The 13,793-nt window shown below is 76.2% G+C and carries 12 protein-coding genes; 6 read left to right on the top strand and 6 right to left on the bottom strand.

Annotation, left to right across the window (positions count from 1 at the left end; translation table 11 throughout):
* Nucleotides 1-224 precede the first annotated feature (224 nt).
* The 3 genes from ABZ249_RS28320 to ABZ249_RS28310 all read left to right on the top strand — a co-directional run bounded on the left by ABZ249_RS28320 (nucleotide 225) and on the right by ABZ249_RS28310 (nucleotide 5,485).
* On the top strand, nucleotides 225-3,137 hold the full coding sequence (locus tag ABZ249_RS28320) for an AAA family ATPase (RefSeq protein ID WP_355268919.1): 2,913 nt from the start codon (nucleotides 225-227) through the stop codon (nucleotides 3,135-3,137).
* Between the two features lie 93 nt (nucleotides 3,138-3,230).
* The gene (locus ABZ249_RS28315) at nucleotides 3,231-4,829 is read left to right on the top strand and encodes an OmpA family protein (protein WP_355268917.1); all 1,599 of its coding nucleotides are present in this window, start codon (nucleotides 3,231-3,233) and stop codon (nucleotides 4,827-4,829) included.
* Between the two features lie 182 nt (nucleotides 4,830-5,011).
* Nucleotides 5,012-5,485, top strand: a complete 474-nt coding sequence (locus ABZ249_RS28310) for a hypothetical protein (protein ID WP_355268915.1) — start codon at nucleotides 5,012-5,014, stop codon at nucleotides 5,483-5,485.
* 64 nt (nucleotides 5,486-5,549) lie between these two features.
* On the opposite strand, the gene ABZ249_RS28305 is transcribed toward ABZ249_RS28310, so the two are convergent.
* Together ABZ249_RS28305 and ABZ249_RS28300 are read right to left on the bottom strand one after the other, a co-directional pair.
* The gene (locus ABZ249_RS28305) at nucleotides 5,550-5,936 is read right to left on the bottom strand and encodes a DoxX family protein (protein ID WP_220561230.1); all 387 of its coding nucleotides are present in this window, start codon (nucleotides 5,934-5,936) and stop codon (nucleotides 5,550-5,552) included.
* Between the two features lie 238 nt (nucleotides 5,937-6,174).
* Nucleotides 6,175-6,552, bottom strand: coding sequence for a helix-turn-helix domain-containing protein (locus ABZ249_RS28300; protein ID WP_355268913.1), 378 nt, complete (start codon nucleotides 6,550-6,552; stop codon nucleotides 6,175-6,177).
* A gap of 82 nt (nucleotides 6,553-6,634) precedes the next feature.
* Between ABZ249_RS28300 and ABZ249_RS28295 the strand changes: the two genes are divergently transcribed.
* The gene (locus ABZ249_RS28295; RefSeq protein ID WP_355268911.1) at nucleotides 6,635-7,045 is read left to right on the top strand and encodes a RidA family protein; all 411 of its coding nucleotides are present in this window, start codon (nucleotides 6,635-6,637) and stop codon (nucleotides 7,043-7,045) included.
* An 11-nt stretch (nucleotides 7,046-7,056) separates the two neighbouring features.
* Here ABZ249_RS28295 and ABZ249_RS28290 read toward each other — a convergent pair whose 3' ends face one another.
* Both ABZ249_RS28290 and ABZ249_RS28285 read right to left on the bottom strand, forming a co-directional pair.
* A complete protein-coding gene (locus ABZ249_RS28290) occupies nucleotides 7,057-8,292 on the bottom strand; it encodes a DUF6596 domain-containing protein (RefSeq protein ID WP_355268909.1) in 1,236 nt (411 codons plus the stop codon).
* Nucleotides 8,289-8,660: a YciI family protein gene (locus tag ABZ249_RS28285; RefSeq protein WP_355268907.1), complete on the bottom strand. Its 372-nt coding sequence runs from the start codon at nucleotides 8,658-8,660 to the stop codon at nucleotides 8,289-8,291. Before ABZ249_RS28285 ends, ABZ249_RS28290 begins: the two co-directional genes overlap by 4 nt.
* Before the next feature lie 253 nt (nucleotides 8,661-8,913).
* On the opposite strand from ABZ249_RS28285, the gene ABZ249_RS28280 reads away from it, so the two are divergent.
* Nucleotides 8,914-9,339 (top strand): hypothetical protein, encoded by a 426-nt coding sequence (locus ABZ249_RS28280; protein WP_355268905.1) that lies wholly within the window; start codon nucleotides 8,914-8,916, stop codon nucleotides 9,337-9,339.
* A 62-nt stretch (nucleotides 9,340-9,401) separates the two neighbouring features.
* Here ABZ249_RS28280 and ABZ249_RS28275 read toward each other — a convergent pair whose 3' ends face one another.
* Together ABZ249_RS28275 and ABZ249_RS28270 are read right to left on the bottom strand one after the other, a co-directional pair.
* Nucleotides 9,402-10,001, bottom strand: coding sequence for a dihydrofolate reductase family protein (locus tag ABZ249_RS28275; protein ID WP_355268903.1), 600 nt, complete (start codon nucleotides 9,999-10,001; stop codon nucleotides 9,402-9,404).
* Nucleotides 9,998-10,831: a metalloregulator ArsR/SmtB family transcription factor gene (locus ABZ249_RS28270; RefSeq protein ID WP_355268901.1), complete on the bottom strand. Its 834-nt coding sequence runs from the start codon at nucleotides 10,829-10,831 to the stop codon at nucleotides 9,998-10,000. Before ABZ249_RS28270 ends, ABZ249_RS28275 begins: the two co-directional genes overlap by 4 nt.
* A 91-nt stretch (nucleotides 10,832-10,922) precedes the next feature.
* On the opposite strand from ABZ249_RS28270, the gene ABZ249_RS28265 reads away from it, so the two are divergent.
* The gene (locus ABZ249_RS28265) at nucleotides 10,923-13,715 is read left to right on the top strand and encodes a LuxR C-terminal-related transcriptional regulator (RefSeq protein WP_355268899.1); all 2,793 of its coding nucleotides are present in this window, start codon (nucleotides 10,923-10,925) and stop codon (nucleotides 13,713-13,715) included.
* The last annotated feature ends 78 nt before the right edge of the window (nucleotides 13,716-13,793 follow it).

The raw sequence follows: 13,793 nt of genomic DNA, 5'->3' as shown, positions 1-13,793 counted from the left end.
ACCGGCCACCCCATGCTCTTTTTTCGTGAAGCCCGCAGTATCTGGGCGGATTGTACGCCCGGTGCCACCGTCGCGGCCATGTCCTCAAGGCCTGTAAGAATCGGCGGAATGCGCCGCACACCCGGCCGAACATGAATACTTTCTCCGTGGTTACATGAATATGACCACGGAATGTCACCATTATCCCTCTTTTCCGGAAGGTCGTATCGCTATACCGTCGGGTAATGTGCTCCTCCCCGCTCGTGGGGCGCGAGCGGGAACGACGGCTACTGCGCGCGGCGGCCGCCCCCGGGACCGTGACCCTCCTGGCGGGCGCCGCCGGAACCGGCAAGACCCGCCTGGTCCGGGAACTGCACGACCCGCCCGGGACGGCGGTCCTGGCCGGACACTGCCCGCCGGGCGCCGAACCGTTCCCCTTCGCGCCGCTCATCGAAGCCCTGCGCCGGGTCCCCGTCCCCGGCGGGCTCAGCCCCCTGTGCGGAGCCCTGCGCGCCCTGCTCCCCGAACACGCCGACCGCCTCCCCCCGGCCCCGGAGCCGGCCGCCGACCCGGCGTCGGGCAGCCACCGCCTCTACCGCGCCCTCACCGAGCTCCTCGACGCGCTGGAGCCCACCGTCCTGGTCCTGGAGGACGTCCACTGGGCCGACCCGGACACCCGCGACCTGCTCGCCTACCTCACCCCCCGGCTGCCCGCCCACCTGGGCCTGGTCCTCACCTACCGGCCCGAGGACCTGCCCCGTTCCTTCCCGGTGGCCGCCCTGGCCGCCCGCACTCCCCCCGGCACCGGCCACCGGGAGCTGACCCTGGGCCCCCTCACCCCCCACGACCTGCTCGCCCTGGCCGAGCACGCCCTCCCCGGCGGTGCGCCCACCCTGGAGGACGCCCGCCGCCTGCACGCCTGGACCGGCGGGCTGCCCCTGGCCGCGGTGGAGACCCTGTACGGCCTGGCCGCCTCCGGGGACGGCTCCGACCCCCGGCCGCGGATCCCCGACCGGCCGCCCGTGCCGCCCTCCCTGCGCGACTGGCTCCTGGACCGCCTGCACGCCCTGGACGGGGACGCCCGCCGGCTGGTGCGCGCCGCCTGCGTCCTGGGCGGTCCCGCCACCGAGCCCCTGATCGCCCACGTCGCCGAGCTCACCCCCGCCCGTGCCGACAGGGCCCTGTCCCGCGCCTGCCGCAGCGGCCTGCTCACCCCCACCGCCCCGGCCACCCTGGCCCCCGCCACCCCGCTGCTCGCCCAGGTCTGCCACGCGTCCCTGCCGCACGGCAAGCGCCGCCGCCTGCACCGCGTCGCCCTGGCCGCCTTGGCCCTGTCGGCGGAGCCGCCCCACGCCCGGCTGGCCCGCCACGCCCGCGAGGCGGGGCTGCTGGAGGAGTGGACCGACCACGCCGAACGCGCCGCCGACCATGCCCTGGAGCAGGGTGAGGACAGCACGGCGGTGGTCCTGCTGCGCGACGCCCTGACCCGCCCCGACCTGCCCTCGCGGCGCCGCCGCGACCTGGCCCTCAAGCTCGGCCGGGCCGCCCTGACCGGTATCTCCGCCGAGCACGCGATCGCCCGGCTGCGCGAGGTCCTGGCCACCCCCGGCCTGCCCGCCGCCGAGCGCGGCGAACTGCGCATGGAACTGGGCCTGCTGCTGCTCAACCAGGCCGCCCAGAACCGCAGCGCCCGCGGCGAGCTGGTCCGTGCCGCCGCCGAACTCGCCGAACGCCCCGACCTGGCCGCCCGCGCCATGTGCGCGCTGGCCGTGCCCCGCAGCACCCCCGACTCCGTCGACACCCACCGCCGCTGGATGGACCAGGCCCTGGCCGCCGCCCACAGCAGCCACGACACCACCGTCGCCCACACCGTGGCCGTCAACCACGCCACCCTGCTCGCCCAGGTCGGCGACCCCGCCGCCTGGAAGGTGGAGCTGCCCGCCCCGGGCACACCCCACGACCCGCCCACCCCCGACACCCTGGCCCGCCGCCGCGAGTTCGCCCGGGGCTCGCTCAACCTCGCCGACGCCGCCGTCATGCTCGGCCACTACGAGCGCGCCGACGGCCACCTCGACGACGCGGCCGCGTGGTCGGGCGCCGACGACGCCCCCTACATCCACGAGAGCGTGCGCGCGCTGCGCCTGACCCTGGACTGGGCGCGCGGCCGCTGGCAGGGCCTGGCCGAGGAGGTCGACCGCCACCGCGAATCGCCCCGCCTGGCCCACCTGCACTCGGTCACCGCCGAGCTCGGGCTGCTGCGCGCCGCCCTGGCCCTGGCCCAGGGCGACCCCGGGCTGGCCCGCACCCTGCTGGTCCGTATCCGCCCCGGGCCCGGCGGCGCTGCGGAGGCCCTGGAGGCCCCGGACGGTCCGGCGCGGGGCGGCGGGCAGGAGGCCCCGCCCGACTACACCGTTCCGGTGCGGGCCTTCGCCGCCGGGCTGCTGGCCCGCATGGCCACCGCCCAGGGCGAGCCGGCCCGTGCCTGGGAGCATGTGGAGGACCTGGTCTCCCTCATCGCGGCCAAGGGCATCTGGGTGTGGGCCGCGGACCTGCTCCCCGGTATGGAGGCCCTGGTGGAGTGCGGTCGCGGCGCCGTCGCCCGCGACCTGTGCACCCGCCTGCGCGTGGGGCTGCGCGACACCGACGCCCCGGCCGCCGCCACCTGCCTGCTGCGCTTGGAGGCGGCCCTGGCCGGCCACCGCGGCCACCACGACCGGGCCCTGCTGCTGTACGCCGAGGCCGAGGACGCCTACCGCGCCATGCCCCGCCCCTACGACGCCGCCCAGGTGCGCGAGGCCTGTGCCCGCGTCCACTTCGCCCGCCCCCGCGGTGAGGGCGCCGAACCGGGGGTGGCCGCCCTGCGCGCCGCCCTGAAGGAGTACGCGGGGCTGGGCGCGACCTGGGACGCAGCCCGGGTCCGCCGCCTGATGCGCTCCCACGGCGTCACCCCCGCCGCCGCCCCGGCCCGGCCCCACCACGACCGCAGGCTCTCCCCGCGCGAGGGGGAGATCGCCGACCTGGCCGCGCGCGGCCGCACCAACCGGGAGATCGCCGCGCTGCTGCACCTGTCCCCGCGTACTGTGGAGACGCACGTGGCCAACGCCCTGTCCAAACTCGGGCTGCGGTCGCGCCGCGACCTGACCCCTCCCCCCGACTGAGCACCCCGCACCGCCCTCCCCGCCCCCAGACCCGCGACCCGCGCTCCCCGGATCCGGCACGGCGGTGCCGACCCCCCGAGGAGACCGCGCCCGATGACCGCACGAGTGCCCGCGACGACCTGCGCCGCCCTGGCGTTGAGCCTGCTGCTGACCTCCTGCGGCATCGTCCCCGGCCTGGGCGCGGGGGGCGGGGACGCCGGCGATCCGGCCCCCTCGGCCTCGCCGGAGGCCGCCCCGGCCCACCGCGATCTGCCCCTGACCCGCCAGGGGCGCATGTTCCTGGAGGGTGGCAGCGACGTCATGCTGGAGGTCACCTTCCGCAGGCTCCAGCACAACGGCGAGTACCTCATGCTCGAGGTCGACCACGACTTCCTGGAGCCCCTGCGCACCGGCGGCACGGCCACCGACCGCACCGCCCCCCTCCGCCTGCTCGACCCGGTCACCGGCGAGGTCCTGAGCGCCATCAAGGACCCCGGGACCGACCTGTCGCTGGGCACCTACTTCAACGAGGGCTCCGACATCACCCCCGTCCACGAGGGCGTCCCCACCACCTTCCGGCGGTACTTCCCGGCGCCCTCCCGGGACGTGGAGCACCTGACCTTCACCGGTTCGGGGCTGGGGCACGTGCCGGGGCTGCCGGTGGAGTACGTGGACGAGTTCACCCCCTCGCCCGAGCCCGACATCCACGACTACTTCAACGAGTACGCCGAGAGGACCGCCGAGGAGCTGCCCGAGGAGCTGCACTACCCGGAGAAGGTGCCCGAGCCGGGGATGGACGTGTCCCGGTTCCGCCAGGGCATCGAGAGCTTCGTGGACACCCCGGAGTCGTCCACCACCCGGTCGGGGGACACCGAGACCATCTCCCTGCACGCCGACCGGATGTTCGACGTGGACGCCGCCGAGCCCACCGCCGAGGCGGCCGAGACCATCCGGCGCACCGCCCTGACCCTGCGGGAGAACCCGGGGTCGGGCGAGGTCACCGTGGTCGGCCACACCGACGGCAGCGGCTCGCAGGCCCACAACGACGAGCTGTCGCTGCGCCGCGCGGAGGCCGTGCGCGACCTGCTGGCCGAGGAGCTGGGGGAGGGCTTCACGCTCACGGCGCAGGGGCGCGGCTCCCGGGACCCGGTCGCCGAGGAGGGCGGCGCGGACGACGAGCAGGCGCGGGCCCGCAACCGGCGGGTGGAGTTCGTCTTCACGGTGCCCGACGCCGCCGCGGCGGGCGGGGACGGGGGGCTGGAGTCCGCGGCCCGGCACGTGGCCGGGCCGGCGGTGTTCTTCGAGGAGCTGGAACCGGTGGCCGCCGCCGAGCACGGGGACGTCGAGCTCAACGTGTACCCGCTGGTGCGCGACGGCGCGTACCTGTTCCAGATGGTGGGCCTGGGGAACTCGACCCTGGCGGACCTGGAGGCCGACCTGGGCGCCGCCGGGGAGGAGGCGGGCGGGCCGGACCGGGTCACCGAGGGCACCCTGGGCGGGTTCCGCCTGCTGGAGCCGGGCGGGACGACCCGGTACGTGGTGCGCCTGGTCACCGAGGACGGCTACGAGGACTTCGCGGACGAGGTCCTGACCCTGTCGCCGGGGGACGAGTACCTGGCCCTGGCGGTGTTCCCGGCGCCGGGGCCGGAGGTGGAGTCGATGACCCTGCACGCGGGCGCCTTCGGGGAGTTCCCCGACGTGCCCATCCGGTAGGAGGGCGCGGTGGCGGGCCGCACCCCGGCGCCCCACGGCCCGGCACGCGTTCGACCCGGGCGCCGCCGCGGTCCGGGCCGACGCGGCCCGCCGCAGAGCGGACGCTTCCCCGCAAAAGCACCTCCCGGCGGGTTAACGTGGCCCCGACGCACTCCCGACCCGAGGAAGCGGGTGCAGCCACCGTGCACGAGGACACCTCCCGGCTGGTCGCCCGGGCCACCGACGCCCTGATCCGGTCCATGGCCGGTGACGAGGCCCCGCAGTGGCGGCTCACCCTGGAGGGCTACGCGGAGCTCTTCGCCAGGGCGAGCCACGTGGCCGCTGCGGAGCTGCAGCGCTCCCGCGCCGAGGTGGCCGCCCGGCCCGACCTGGCGCCGGAGGCGGCGGGGGAGTGGCGGCCCAAGCTGCGGCGGCTGCTGGAGGCGGACCCGGGGGCGGCGGAGTGGCTCGGGGACCTGCTGCGGAGGCTGGACGCGCCCGCCCCGGAGGGGACGGCGAACACCGTCGACGGCGGTGTCTCGGGCGGTGTGGTGGTGCAGGACCGCGACATCGGCGGCGTCGGCGACACCGTCCGGGGGGACCGCATCGACCAGTCCGGGGCCACGGCGGGCCGCGACGTGATCGGCGTCCAGTACAACGGCGGCCGCGACCGGTAGCCGTCAGCGTCCGTGGACCCCCACCCCGCGGCCCCGAGCACTCTACGGGGCCGGCGCCCGTGCCTCAGCCGGTGAAGGGCTCGGCGACGAGGCGGCCCCACGCCACGAAGCAGTTCAGGGCGAGGTAGACCAGGTCGACCGCCATCAGCTTGAACTCGCGGCGGCGGATGCGCGTGATCGCCGCGCCGACCATGATCAGGGCCAGGCCGATGGCGGCCAGCGGCGCCAGCACCGGGGCGATGCCCAGCAGCGGCGGCAGGATCAGGCCCAGCGCTCCCAGCACCTCCAGGGCGCCGATGGCCTTCACCGTGCCGGGGCGGACGTCCTCGACCCACTGCGCGGCGGCCCCGGTCGCGAGGATCTTCTCCTTGGGGATGAGGATCTTGCCGCCGCCGCCGAAGAAGTAGGCGGCGGCCAGCAGTCCGGCGACGATCCACAGCGCGATGTCCACAGGGGTCCTCCTCGTTCGTTCTCACCCCTGTGGACACCGGTCCCCGGCCGAATGTGACAGGGCCCCGGCGGCGGTGCGGCTCAGCCCGCCCCCTTCTCCCCGGTCGGCGAGCGCACCGCGAGCAGGACGGCGGCGGCCGGCATCTCCAGGGCGCGGTCGGGGGACGGGCGGCCGGGCAGGTCGGGCTCGGAATGGACGGTGCGGTGGGCCGCCGCGTGCGCGGGCCCGGCCGCCGGGGTCAGGTGTCGGCGGCGTCGAAGCGGTCGCGGGCCCGTTCGATCTCGGGGGTGTGGTCCCGGATCCAGGCGAGCAGCACGTCCACCGGTTCCCGCATCGTCTTGCCCAGGGGCGTGATCCGGTACTCCACGGCGACGGGCCGGGTGGCGACCACCTCCCGTTCCACGATGCCGTTGCGCTCCAGGCGGCGCAGGGTGGCGGTGAGCGACTTCTGGGTGACGGCGGGGATCGCGCGGCGCAGCCCGTTGAACCGGGAGGGGCTCTCGCACAGCACGGCGAGCACCTCCAGCGACCACTTGTCCAGGACCTGGTCCAGGAGTTCGCGGTGGGGTGCGGTGATCTCCAGGGCGTCGTGGGCCCGCGGGGAGGTTTCCGGCATGACACCTGGTCTCGTTGAAGTTTCTTTCGGCTACCAGGTACCAAGGGTAAACCACTTCGGCACCCGTCACGAGGAGACCGCCATGGCCGTCCGCCGCTTCACCCCCGAGGGCATGATGCAGCCCGTCCCCTACCACCACGTCGCCGTCGGGACCGGTACCCGGCACGTGCACGTCAGCGGCCAGATCGCCCGCGCCGCCGACGGCTCCCCGTCGGCCCCCGGGGACCTGGCCGGGCAGGTCGCCCATGCCCTGCGCAACACCGCCGCCGGCCTGGCCGGGGCGGGGGCGACCTTCGCCGACGTCCTGCGCCTGACCTTCTACGTCACCGACTGGGAGCCCGAGAAGATCGGCGCCTTCATGGAGGGTGTGGAGGAGGTGTCGGCTGAACTGGGCCTGCCGCGGCCGATGCCCCCGGCCTCGCTCATCGGCGTGGACCACCTCTTCGAGCCCGACGTGCTGGTCGAGGTCGAGGCCACGGCCCTGCTGGACTGACCCCCCGGGGCTCAGGCGAGGCGGGCGGCCCGGTCCAGGAGGTACTTCTCCTCGACCGGGTTGACCGCCAGGGCGGCCGCGGCGCGGTAGGCGGCGACGGCGCCAGCCGCGTCCCCGGTCTCCTCCAGCAGGTGGGCCCGCACCGCCGGGTGCCTGCGCCGCGTCAGCGGGTCCTCGGCCAGTCCGTGGCGCCGGTCCAGGTCCGCGAGCAGGGCCAGCCCCCGCTGCGCGCCGTAGGCGCGGGCGACCGCCACCACCCGGGCCAGCCGTACCGGGGCGCTGGGGGAGAGGCGCTCCAGCCACAGGTACAGCACCGCGATCCGGGTCCAGTCGGTCTGTTCCGGGGCCGGGGCGGCGGCGTGCACGGCCGCGATGGCCGCCTGCAACCGGTACGGCCCGGTCTCGTGCGGGTCCCAGGCGGCGTCGAGCAGCTCCGTCCCCTCGTCGATCAGTGCGCGGTCCCACAGCGTCCGGTCCTGATCGTCCAGGGTCAGGAGTTCGTCGTCGTGCCCGGTGCGGGCGGGCCGCCGCGCCTCGGTGAGCAGCATCAGGGCCAGGAGTCCGGCCGCCTCGCCGTCGTCGGGGCGCAGGTCGCGGAGCATGCGGGCCAGCCGGATCGCCTCTGCGGACAGGTCCGTGCGGGCCAGCGATCCCCCGGTCGTGGCGGTGTACCCCTCGTTGAAGACGAGGTAGAGCACCCGCATCACGGAGGCCAGGCGCTGCTCCAGGTCCTCGTCGGTCGGCGGGGTGAACCGGGCGCCCGCGCGGGCCAGGCGCTGTTTGGCGCGGCTGATGCGCGTGCCCATGGTCGCCTCGGTCGTGCCGTGGGCGTGGGCGATCTCGGCCGTGGTCAGGCCGCCGACGGCGCGCAGGGTCAGGGCCGCCCGGTCCGCCGGGCCCAGCACCGGGTGGCAGCACAGCAGGAGCAGGGTGAGGCTGTCGTCGGCCGCCGGCGCCGGGGGCGCGGACCGGCCGGGGTCGAGCAGGACCGACTCGGCCGCCCGCTGCTCGCGCAGGCGCCTGGCCTGGTCGGAGCGCAGGAGGTCGACCATGCGGCGGTAGCCGACCCGGATGAGCCAGGAGCGGGGTTCGCGGGGGACCCCCTCCTCGGGCCAGGTCCGGTTCGCGGCCAGCAGGGCCTCCTGCACCGCGTCCTCGGCGAGGTCGAAGCGGCCGAAGCGGCGCACCAGGGCGCCGAGCACCTGCGGCGCCTCGGTGCGCAGCAGGTGCTCGGTCTCGGGGTTCACGCGGCGAAGTCCTCACCCATGATCGGCCGGATCTCCACGGGTTCCCCGAGCGCCTCCACGATCCGGGAGGCGATCTCGACGGCGCGCTCGTGGCCGGACACGTCGATCACGGCGAAGCTGGCCAGGACCTCCTTGAGCTCGGCGAAGGGCCCGTCGGTGGCGACCACCCCCTCGGGTGAGCGGCGGACGGTGGTGCTGACGGCGGGGTGGCCCAGCCCTTCGGTCGAGACGAGCTCGCCGCTGTGGAGCAGTTCTCTTTCGAGCCGCTGGTAGGCGGCGAACGCGTCGAGCGCGTCCTGCGAGGGCGTGTCGGCGGTCGCGGCGTCCCAGGCCGCGGCCGGGGTGTAGCCCAGGAGCAGGTATTTCACGGTGTCCTCGTTTCCGGTGGCGGTGTGAGCACGGTAACCGTCCGGGCCGGTCGGTGCGGCCGCCGCGCCACCGCGGTCATCGGGTGGCGGCGACGGCGCCCGCGGGTCCTTCCCGGCGGTTCCTCTCCGGTACCTCGGAGCCGGCGCCGGGACTCCGACACCCAAAAAGAGTGATCTGGATCACATTGAAAACCTGTCGGAAGGCGCGTGCCCGCCGCGAGGTGTCGGTGCAACCCCGATCGAGGAGGACGGCATGAACGAGAACACCCGGCCGAGCGAAGCGGTCACGGCCCTGGGCCGGCTCGTGGGCACCTGGGCGGTGACCGGCGGCGCCGAGGGCACCGTGCGGTACGAGTGGATGGAGGGCGGGTTCTTCCTGCTCCAGCACGTGGAGCTCACCCAGTTCGGCGAGCCGGTCACCGGCATGGAGGTCATCGGCAACCTGCACCCGTTCGGGGAGCCGGTCGGCTCCGACGTGGTGTCCCGGTTCTACGACTCCCGGGGCAACACCCTGGACTACGTCTACGAACTGGTCGGCGACACCCTGACCATCTGGGGAGGCGTCCGGGGCGGCCCCGCCTACTTCACGGGGGAGTTCTCCGCGGACGGCTCCACCGTCACCGGCGCGTGGGTCTACCCCGGCGGGGGCGGCTACGACTCCACCATGACCCGGATCTGAGGCCGGGGACCGTCGCGCCCGGGGCCCGCACGGCGCGGGCCCCGGGCCGTGCGGCGCGGCCCTCAGCGCAGGCGGTCGTAGACCAGGGTGACCGTCCCGTGCTCGCCCGCGGCGTGGGAGGCCAGGGCCCACTTCTCGGCGGGCAGGCCGTCCTCGAACAGGCGCGGGCCGCCGCCGATGAACTCGGGGACGATCATCAGCGCCAGCCGGTCGACCCGGTCGGCGGCGAGCAGCGGCCTGATCAGGCTGGCGCTGCACGGCACGAGGATGTCCCCGCCCTCCTGTGCCTTGAGCCCGTCGACCACATCGGCGGCGGGGGCGTTCTCGATCCGCGCGCCCTCCCACGGGGAGGCGGCCAGGGTCCGGGACAGGACCACCTTCTCGGTCTCGGCCAGCCAGGCGGCGAACCCCCGGTCGCGGGGGTCGGCCGTCTCGTCGTGGGCCACCGGCGGCCAGTAGCCCAGGAACCCCTCGGCGTTGACCCGCCCCATCAGCGCCGTGGTGGCGGTCCGCCACAGGTCCGTGAGGTGGTCGCGGGCGACGTCGGTGACGGCGTACGGCGCCACCCAGGCGTGGTCCTGCGGGCCGCCGGGCCCGCAGTACCTCCCGTCGAGGGAGAGGTTCATGTTCGCGATGACCCTGCGGTCGGCGTGGCCGGTCATTTCGTGCTCCTCGGAGTGTCGGAAGGGGTGCCGCCGACGGTGGCGGCGAGCCGGTCCAGGGCCTGGTCCCAGCCCAGGCCGATGCCGGCGACGAAGTCGGCGGAGGCGACGGTGCTGTCGGTGATCCGCAGCCGCACGCGGAGCCGGGTCGCGTCTCCGGCGTCCTCGAGCGCGAACCCGTAGTGGCCGGTGAACGCGACGCCGCCCCCGGGCAGCAGCGGGGAGAGCCGGAAGGCGATCCGCTCGCCCGGGACGGCCTCGTCCACCACCCCCTCGGCGCGGCCCACGACACCGTCCGCGCCGGAGGTGTCGGCGGCGTCGCGGTAGGCCAGCACCGCCCGGCCGCCGGGCCGCGCCTCCAGGGCGGCCTCGGTGACGGCCAGGTCGTCCGGCGTCCACCAGCGGGCGAGCAGGTCGGGCTCGGTGAGGTGGCGCCACACGGTCTCTCGCGGCGCGTCCAGTACGCGTGTGAAGGCGAAGCTCCGCTCGTCGGCCCAGCGCTCCCGGTCGGCGGCGCGCGTCTCGGCGGCCAGCGACGCGGTGTAGGCGTCGAAGGACCCGCGGTGCTCGCGTGCCTGCCCGGCCAGCCCGTCCAGGAGGCCGGCCAACTCGCGGAGCGGGCCGGGCTCCAGGGCGTAGATGCGCCGGTTGCCGGTGCGGTGGGAGGTCACCAGGCCCGCCCGCTCCAGGCGTTGCAGGTGTTTGGTCGCCTGCGGTTGGCGCAGTCCGGCGCGTTCGGCGACCAGGCCCACCGACAGCGGGCGCTCCGCCAGGATGCGTGCGATGCGCAGCCGGGCGGGCTCGCCCAGCGCCTCCAGTCGTTCGTGCATGACCCGAGTATTCACTACAGAGAATATTCCTGTCAAGGAATACTCTGGTTCGGGTGCCGGAGCCCGACCGGCCCGGCCCGATAATGTCCCGGTGACCACCCCCGAAATCTCGGCCCGTGAGGCCGAAGTGCTCGACCTGCTCGGCGGGCACCTCAGCAACGCGGAGATCGCCGCACGGCTGTTCATCTCCGTGCGCACCGTCGAGTCGCACGTCTCCTCCCTGCTGCGCAAGCTCGGAATGCCCGACCGCCGGGCGCTCGCCCGCGCCGCTGCCGAGCGCTCCCGCGGCGGGGGACGGGACCGGTCGGCTCCGGCCCTGCCCGCGCCGCTGACGACGTTCGTCGGCCGGGTGGGGGAGCGCCGCGACCTGGCCGAGGCGGTCCGCGGGCACCGCCTGGTGACCGTGGTCGGCGCCGGCGGGGTGGGCAAGACCCGCCTGGCCCTGGCGGTGGCCGCGCAGGCCGCCGACGACTTCCCCGACGGGGTGTGGTTCGCCGACCTGGTCCCGCTCACCGAGCCCGGGCGGGTGGGGGCGGCCGTGGCCGCGGCGGTCGGCGTGGGCGAGCGCCCCGGCGGCGACTTCGACGAGGCGGTGTCGCAGGCCCTGGCCGACCGCCGGGCCCTGCTGGTCCTGGACAACTGCGAGCACGTGCGCGAGGGCGTCGCCCCGTTCCTGGAGCGGCTGCTCACCGCCTGCCCGCTGCTGCACGTGCTGGTCACCAGCCGCGCCCGGCTGCTGGTGCCCTTCGAGCGCACCTTCCCGCTCCCGCCGCTGTCGCTGGAGGGCGGCGAGGACTCCGAGGCGGCGGCCCTGTTCCTGGAGCGCGCCGCGGCGGTCGGCCCGCCGCCGGGGACGTCGGTGGGCGAGGAGGTCGCGGCCGTCTGCGAACGGCTCGGGGGCATGGCGCTGGCCATCGAGCTCGCGGCGGCCCGGTGGTCCACGCTGGGCCCGGACGGCCTCATGGCCGGGCTCGCCGACCAGCTGCGCGTGCTCACCGGCGGCCCCCGCGCCGACGACCGGCACCGGTCGGTGCGCGCGGTGCTGGACTGGAGCCACGGACTGCTGGAACCGGAGGACCGGGCCCTGCTGCGCCGGGTCTCGGTGTTCGTGGCGCCGTTCACCCCCGAGGCGGCCGCCGAGATCGCCGGGTTCGCGCCCCTGGACGGGGCCGCGGTGGTCGACGGGCTGGGCAGGCTCGCCGAGCAGAGCCTGCTCTCGGTCGCCCCCTCCTCGACCGGGACCCGCTACCACGCCCTGGAGACCATCCGCCAGTACGGGGCCGAGCACCTGGCCGGGGCCGGCGAGCAGGACGAGGTGCGCGCCCGCCACCTGCGCTGGTGCCTGGCCCGCGCCGCCGAGCTGGAGGGCGGCGGGGGAGCCGGCTGGCGCACCCGGTTCGACGCCGTCGCCGAGGACCTGCGCGCCGCCCTCACCGCCACCGCCGAACGGCCCGAACACCGCGCCGGGGCCCACCGGCTCGCCCTGTCCATGGGCAGCCTGGCCTTCACCCGCACCCTGCTCGGCGAGGCCCAGCAGCGGTACGTGCAGGCGGCCGGGCTCGCCGACCGGGACGGCCCCGCGGTCGCGGCGCTGCGCAGCGCCGCCGCGGTGGCCGGGTGCCGCGGGCTGGACGGCGACTCCTACCGCCTGCACCGCTGGGCCGCCGTGGCCGCGGAACGCGCCGGCGACGGCCCGGCGGCGGCACGGGACCTGGCCGACTCGGCCGTGATCGCGTACCGCTTCTCCACGTCCTTCGCGCAGCTGCCCCCCGCCGAGGAGGTCAAGGAGGCGCTCGCGCGCGCCCGCGATCTGGCCGACGACTCCCCGGCCTCGCGGGCGGCGCTCGCCCTGGCCGAGGCCGCGGTGGTCGCGGACGCCTTCGGGGCGCTCCAGGGGGATCCGGACAATCCGGCCTCGGAGACGGTGGCCAGCGCCCGGCACGCCGTCGACCTCGCCCGCGAGGCGGGGGACCCGGTGGCCGAGTCCGCCGCCCTGGACGCGCTCTCCGGCGCCCAGTGCTGGACCGGGGACTCCTTCGCCTCCGCGGAGGCGGCCCGGCGCCGGATCGAGATCCTGGACCGCGTCCCGCCCTCGCCCGCCGCCACGCACGAGCTGATGGACGCCCTGGCCATGGCCGCGGCGACCGCGATCGGCGTCGGCGACCTGCCCCGGGCCCGCCGGTGGGGCCGGCGGATGGCCGACCACCCGCTGCTGTCCGAGGCGGGGCACCACGCCGCCTCCTGGCTCCTGGTCGCCGACGCGTTCGCGGGCGAGGTCGAGGGGGTGCTCGCGGGCGCCGAGAGGTTCAGGGAGGCCTGGCAGCGCAGCGGCCGGCTGCGGACGCGCTCCCTGGGTCCGGCCGCGGCGGCGGTGGCGATGGTCCACGGCCTGCGCGGGGACCCCGACGCCCGGGCCGAGTGGCTGGAGGTCATCGACCGGGCGGGGCCCGGGGACGACCACCGCCTGGGCTACGGGGCGGTCTTCGACGCCCTGCTCCTGCTCCACCACGGGGACGCCGACAGCGCCCTGGAGCGCGTCGCCCCCGAGCCGGAGCGGGTGTGGAAGTGGGTGTGCTGGGTGTGGCTGCACTGGTACACGGCGCTGCGGGCGGAGGCGGCGGTGCTCGCCGGGCGCGCCGACGCCCGGGAGCTGGTCGACGCGGCCCGGGCGGTGGTGGCCGGGAACCCGGTGGCCACCGCCCAGGTGGAGCGGGCGCGGGCGCTCCTGGACGGCGACGCGCCGGGGCTGCCGGCCATCGCGGCGGCGTTCGAGGCGGCGGGCTGCCGCTACCAGGCGGCCCGCACCCTGGTGCTCGCCGGGGGCGGGCACCGGGCGGCGGGCGAGGCCGCGTTCACCGCCCTGGGCCTGGTCCCGGGGACCTGAGCGGCCCGTCCGGGGCCGCCTCCGCAGGGGCCCGCCTCGGGTCCGCGCGGAGGCGGCCCCGGCGGCGCCCCGACGGGG

It is taken from the genome of Nocardiopsis sp. NPDC006139 (assembly GCF_040614155.1).
In the GTDB taxonomy this organism is placed as follows: Bacteria; Actinomycetota; Actinomycetes; order Streptosporangiales; family Streptosporangiaceae; genus Nocardiopsis; species Nocardiopsis changdeensis.
The sequence above is the reverse complement of the archived record's forward strand: the minus strand, read 5'-3'. Positions and strand labels throughout refer to the sequence as shown.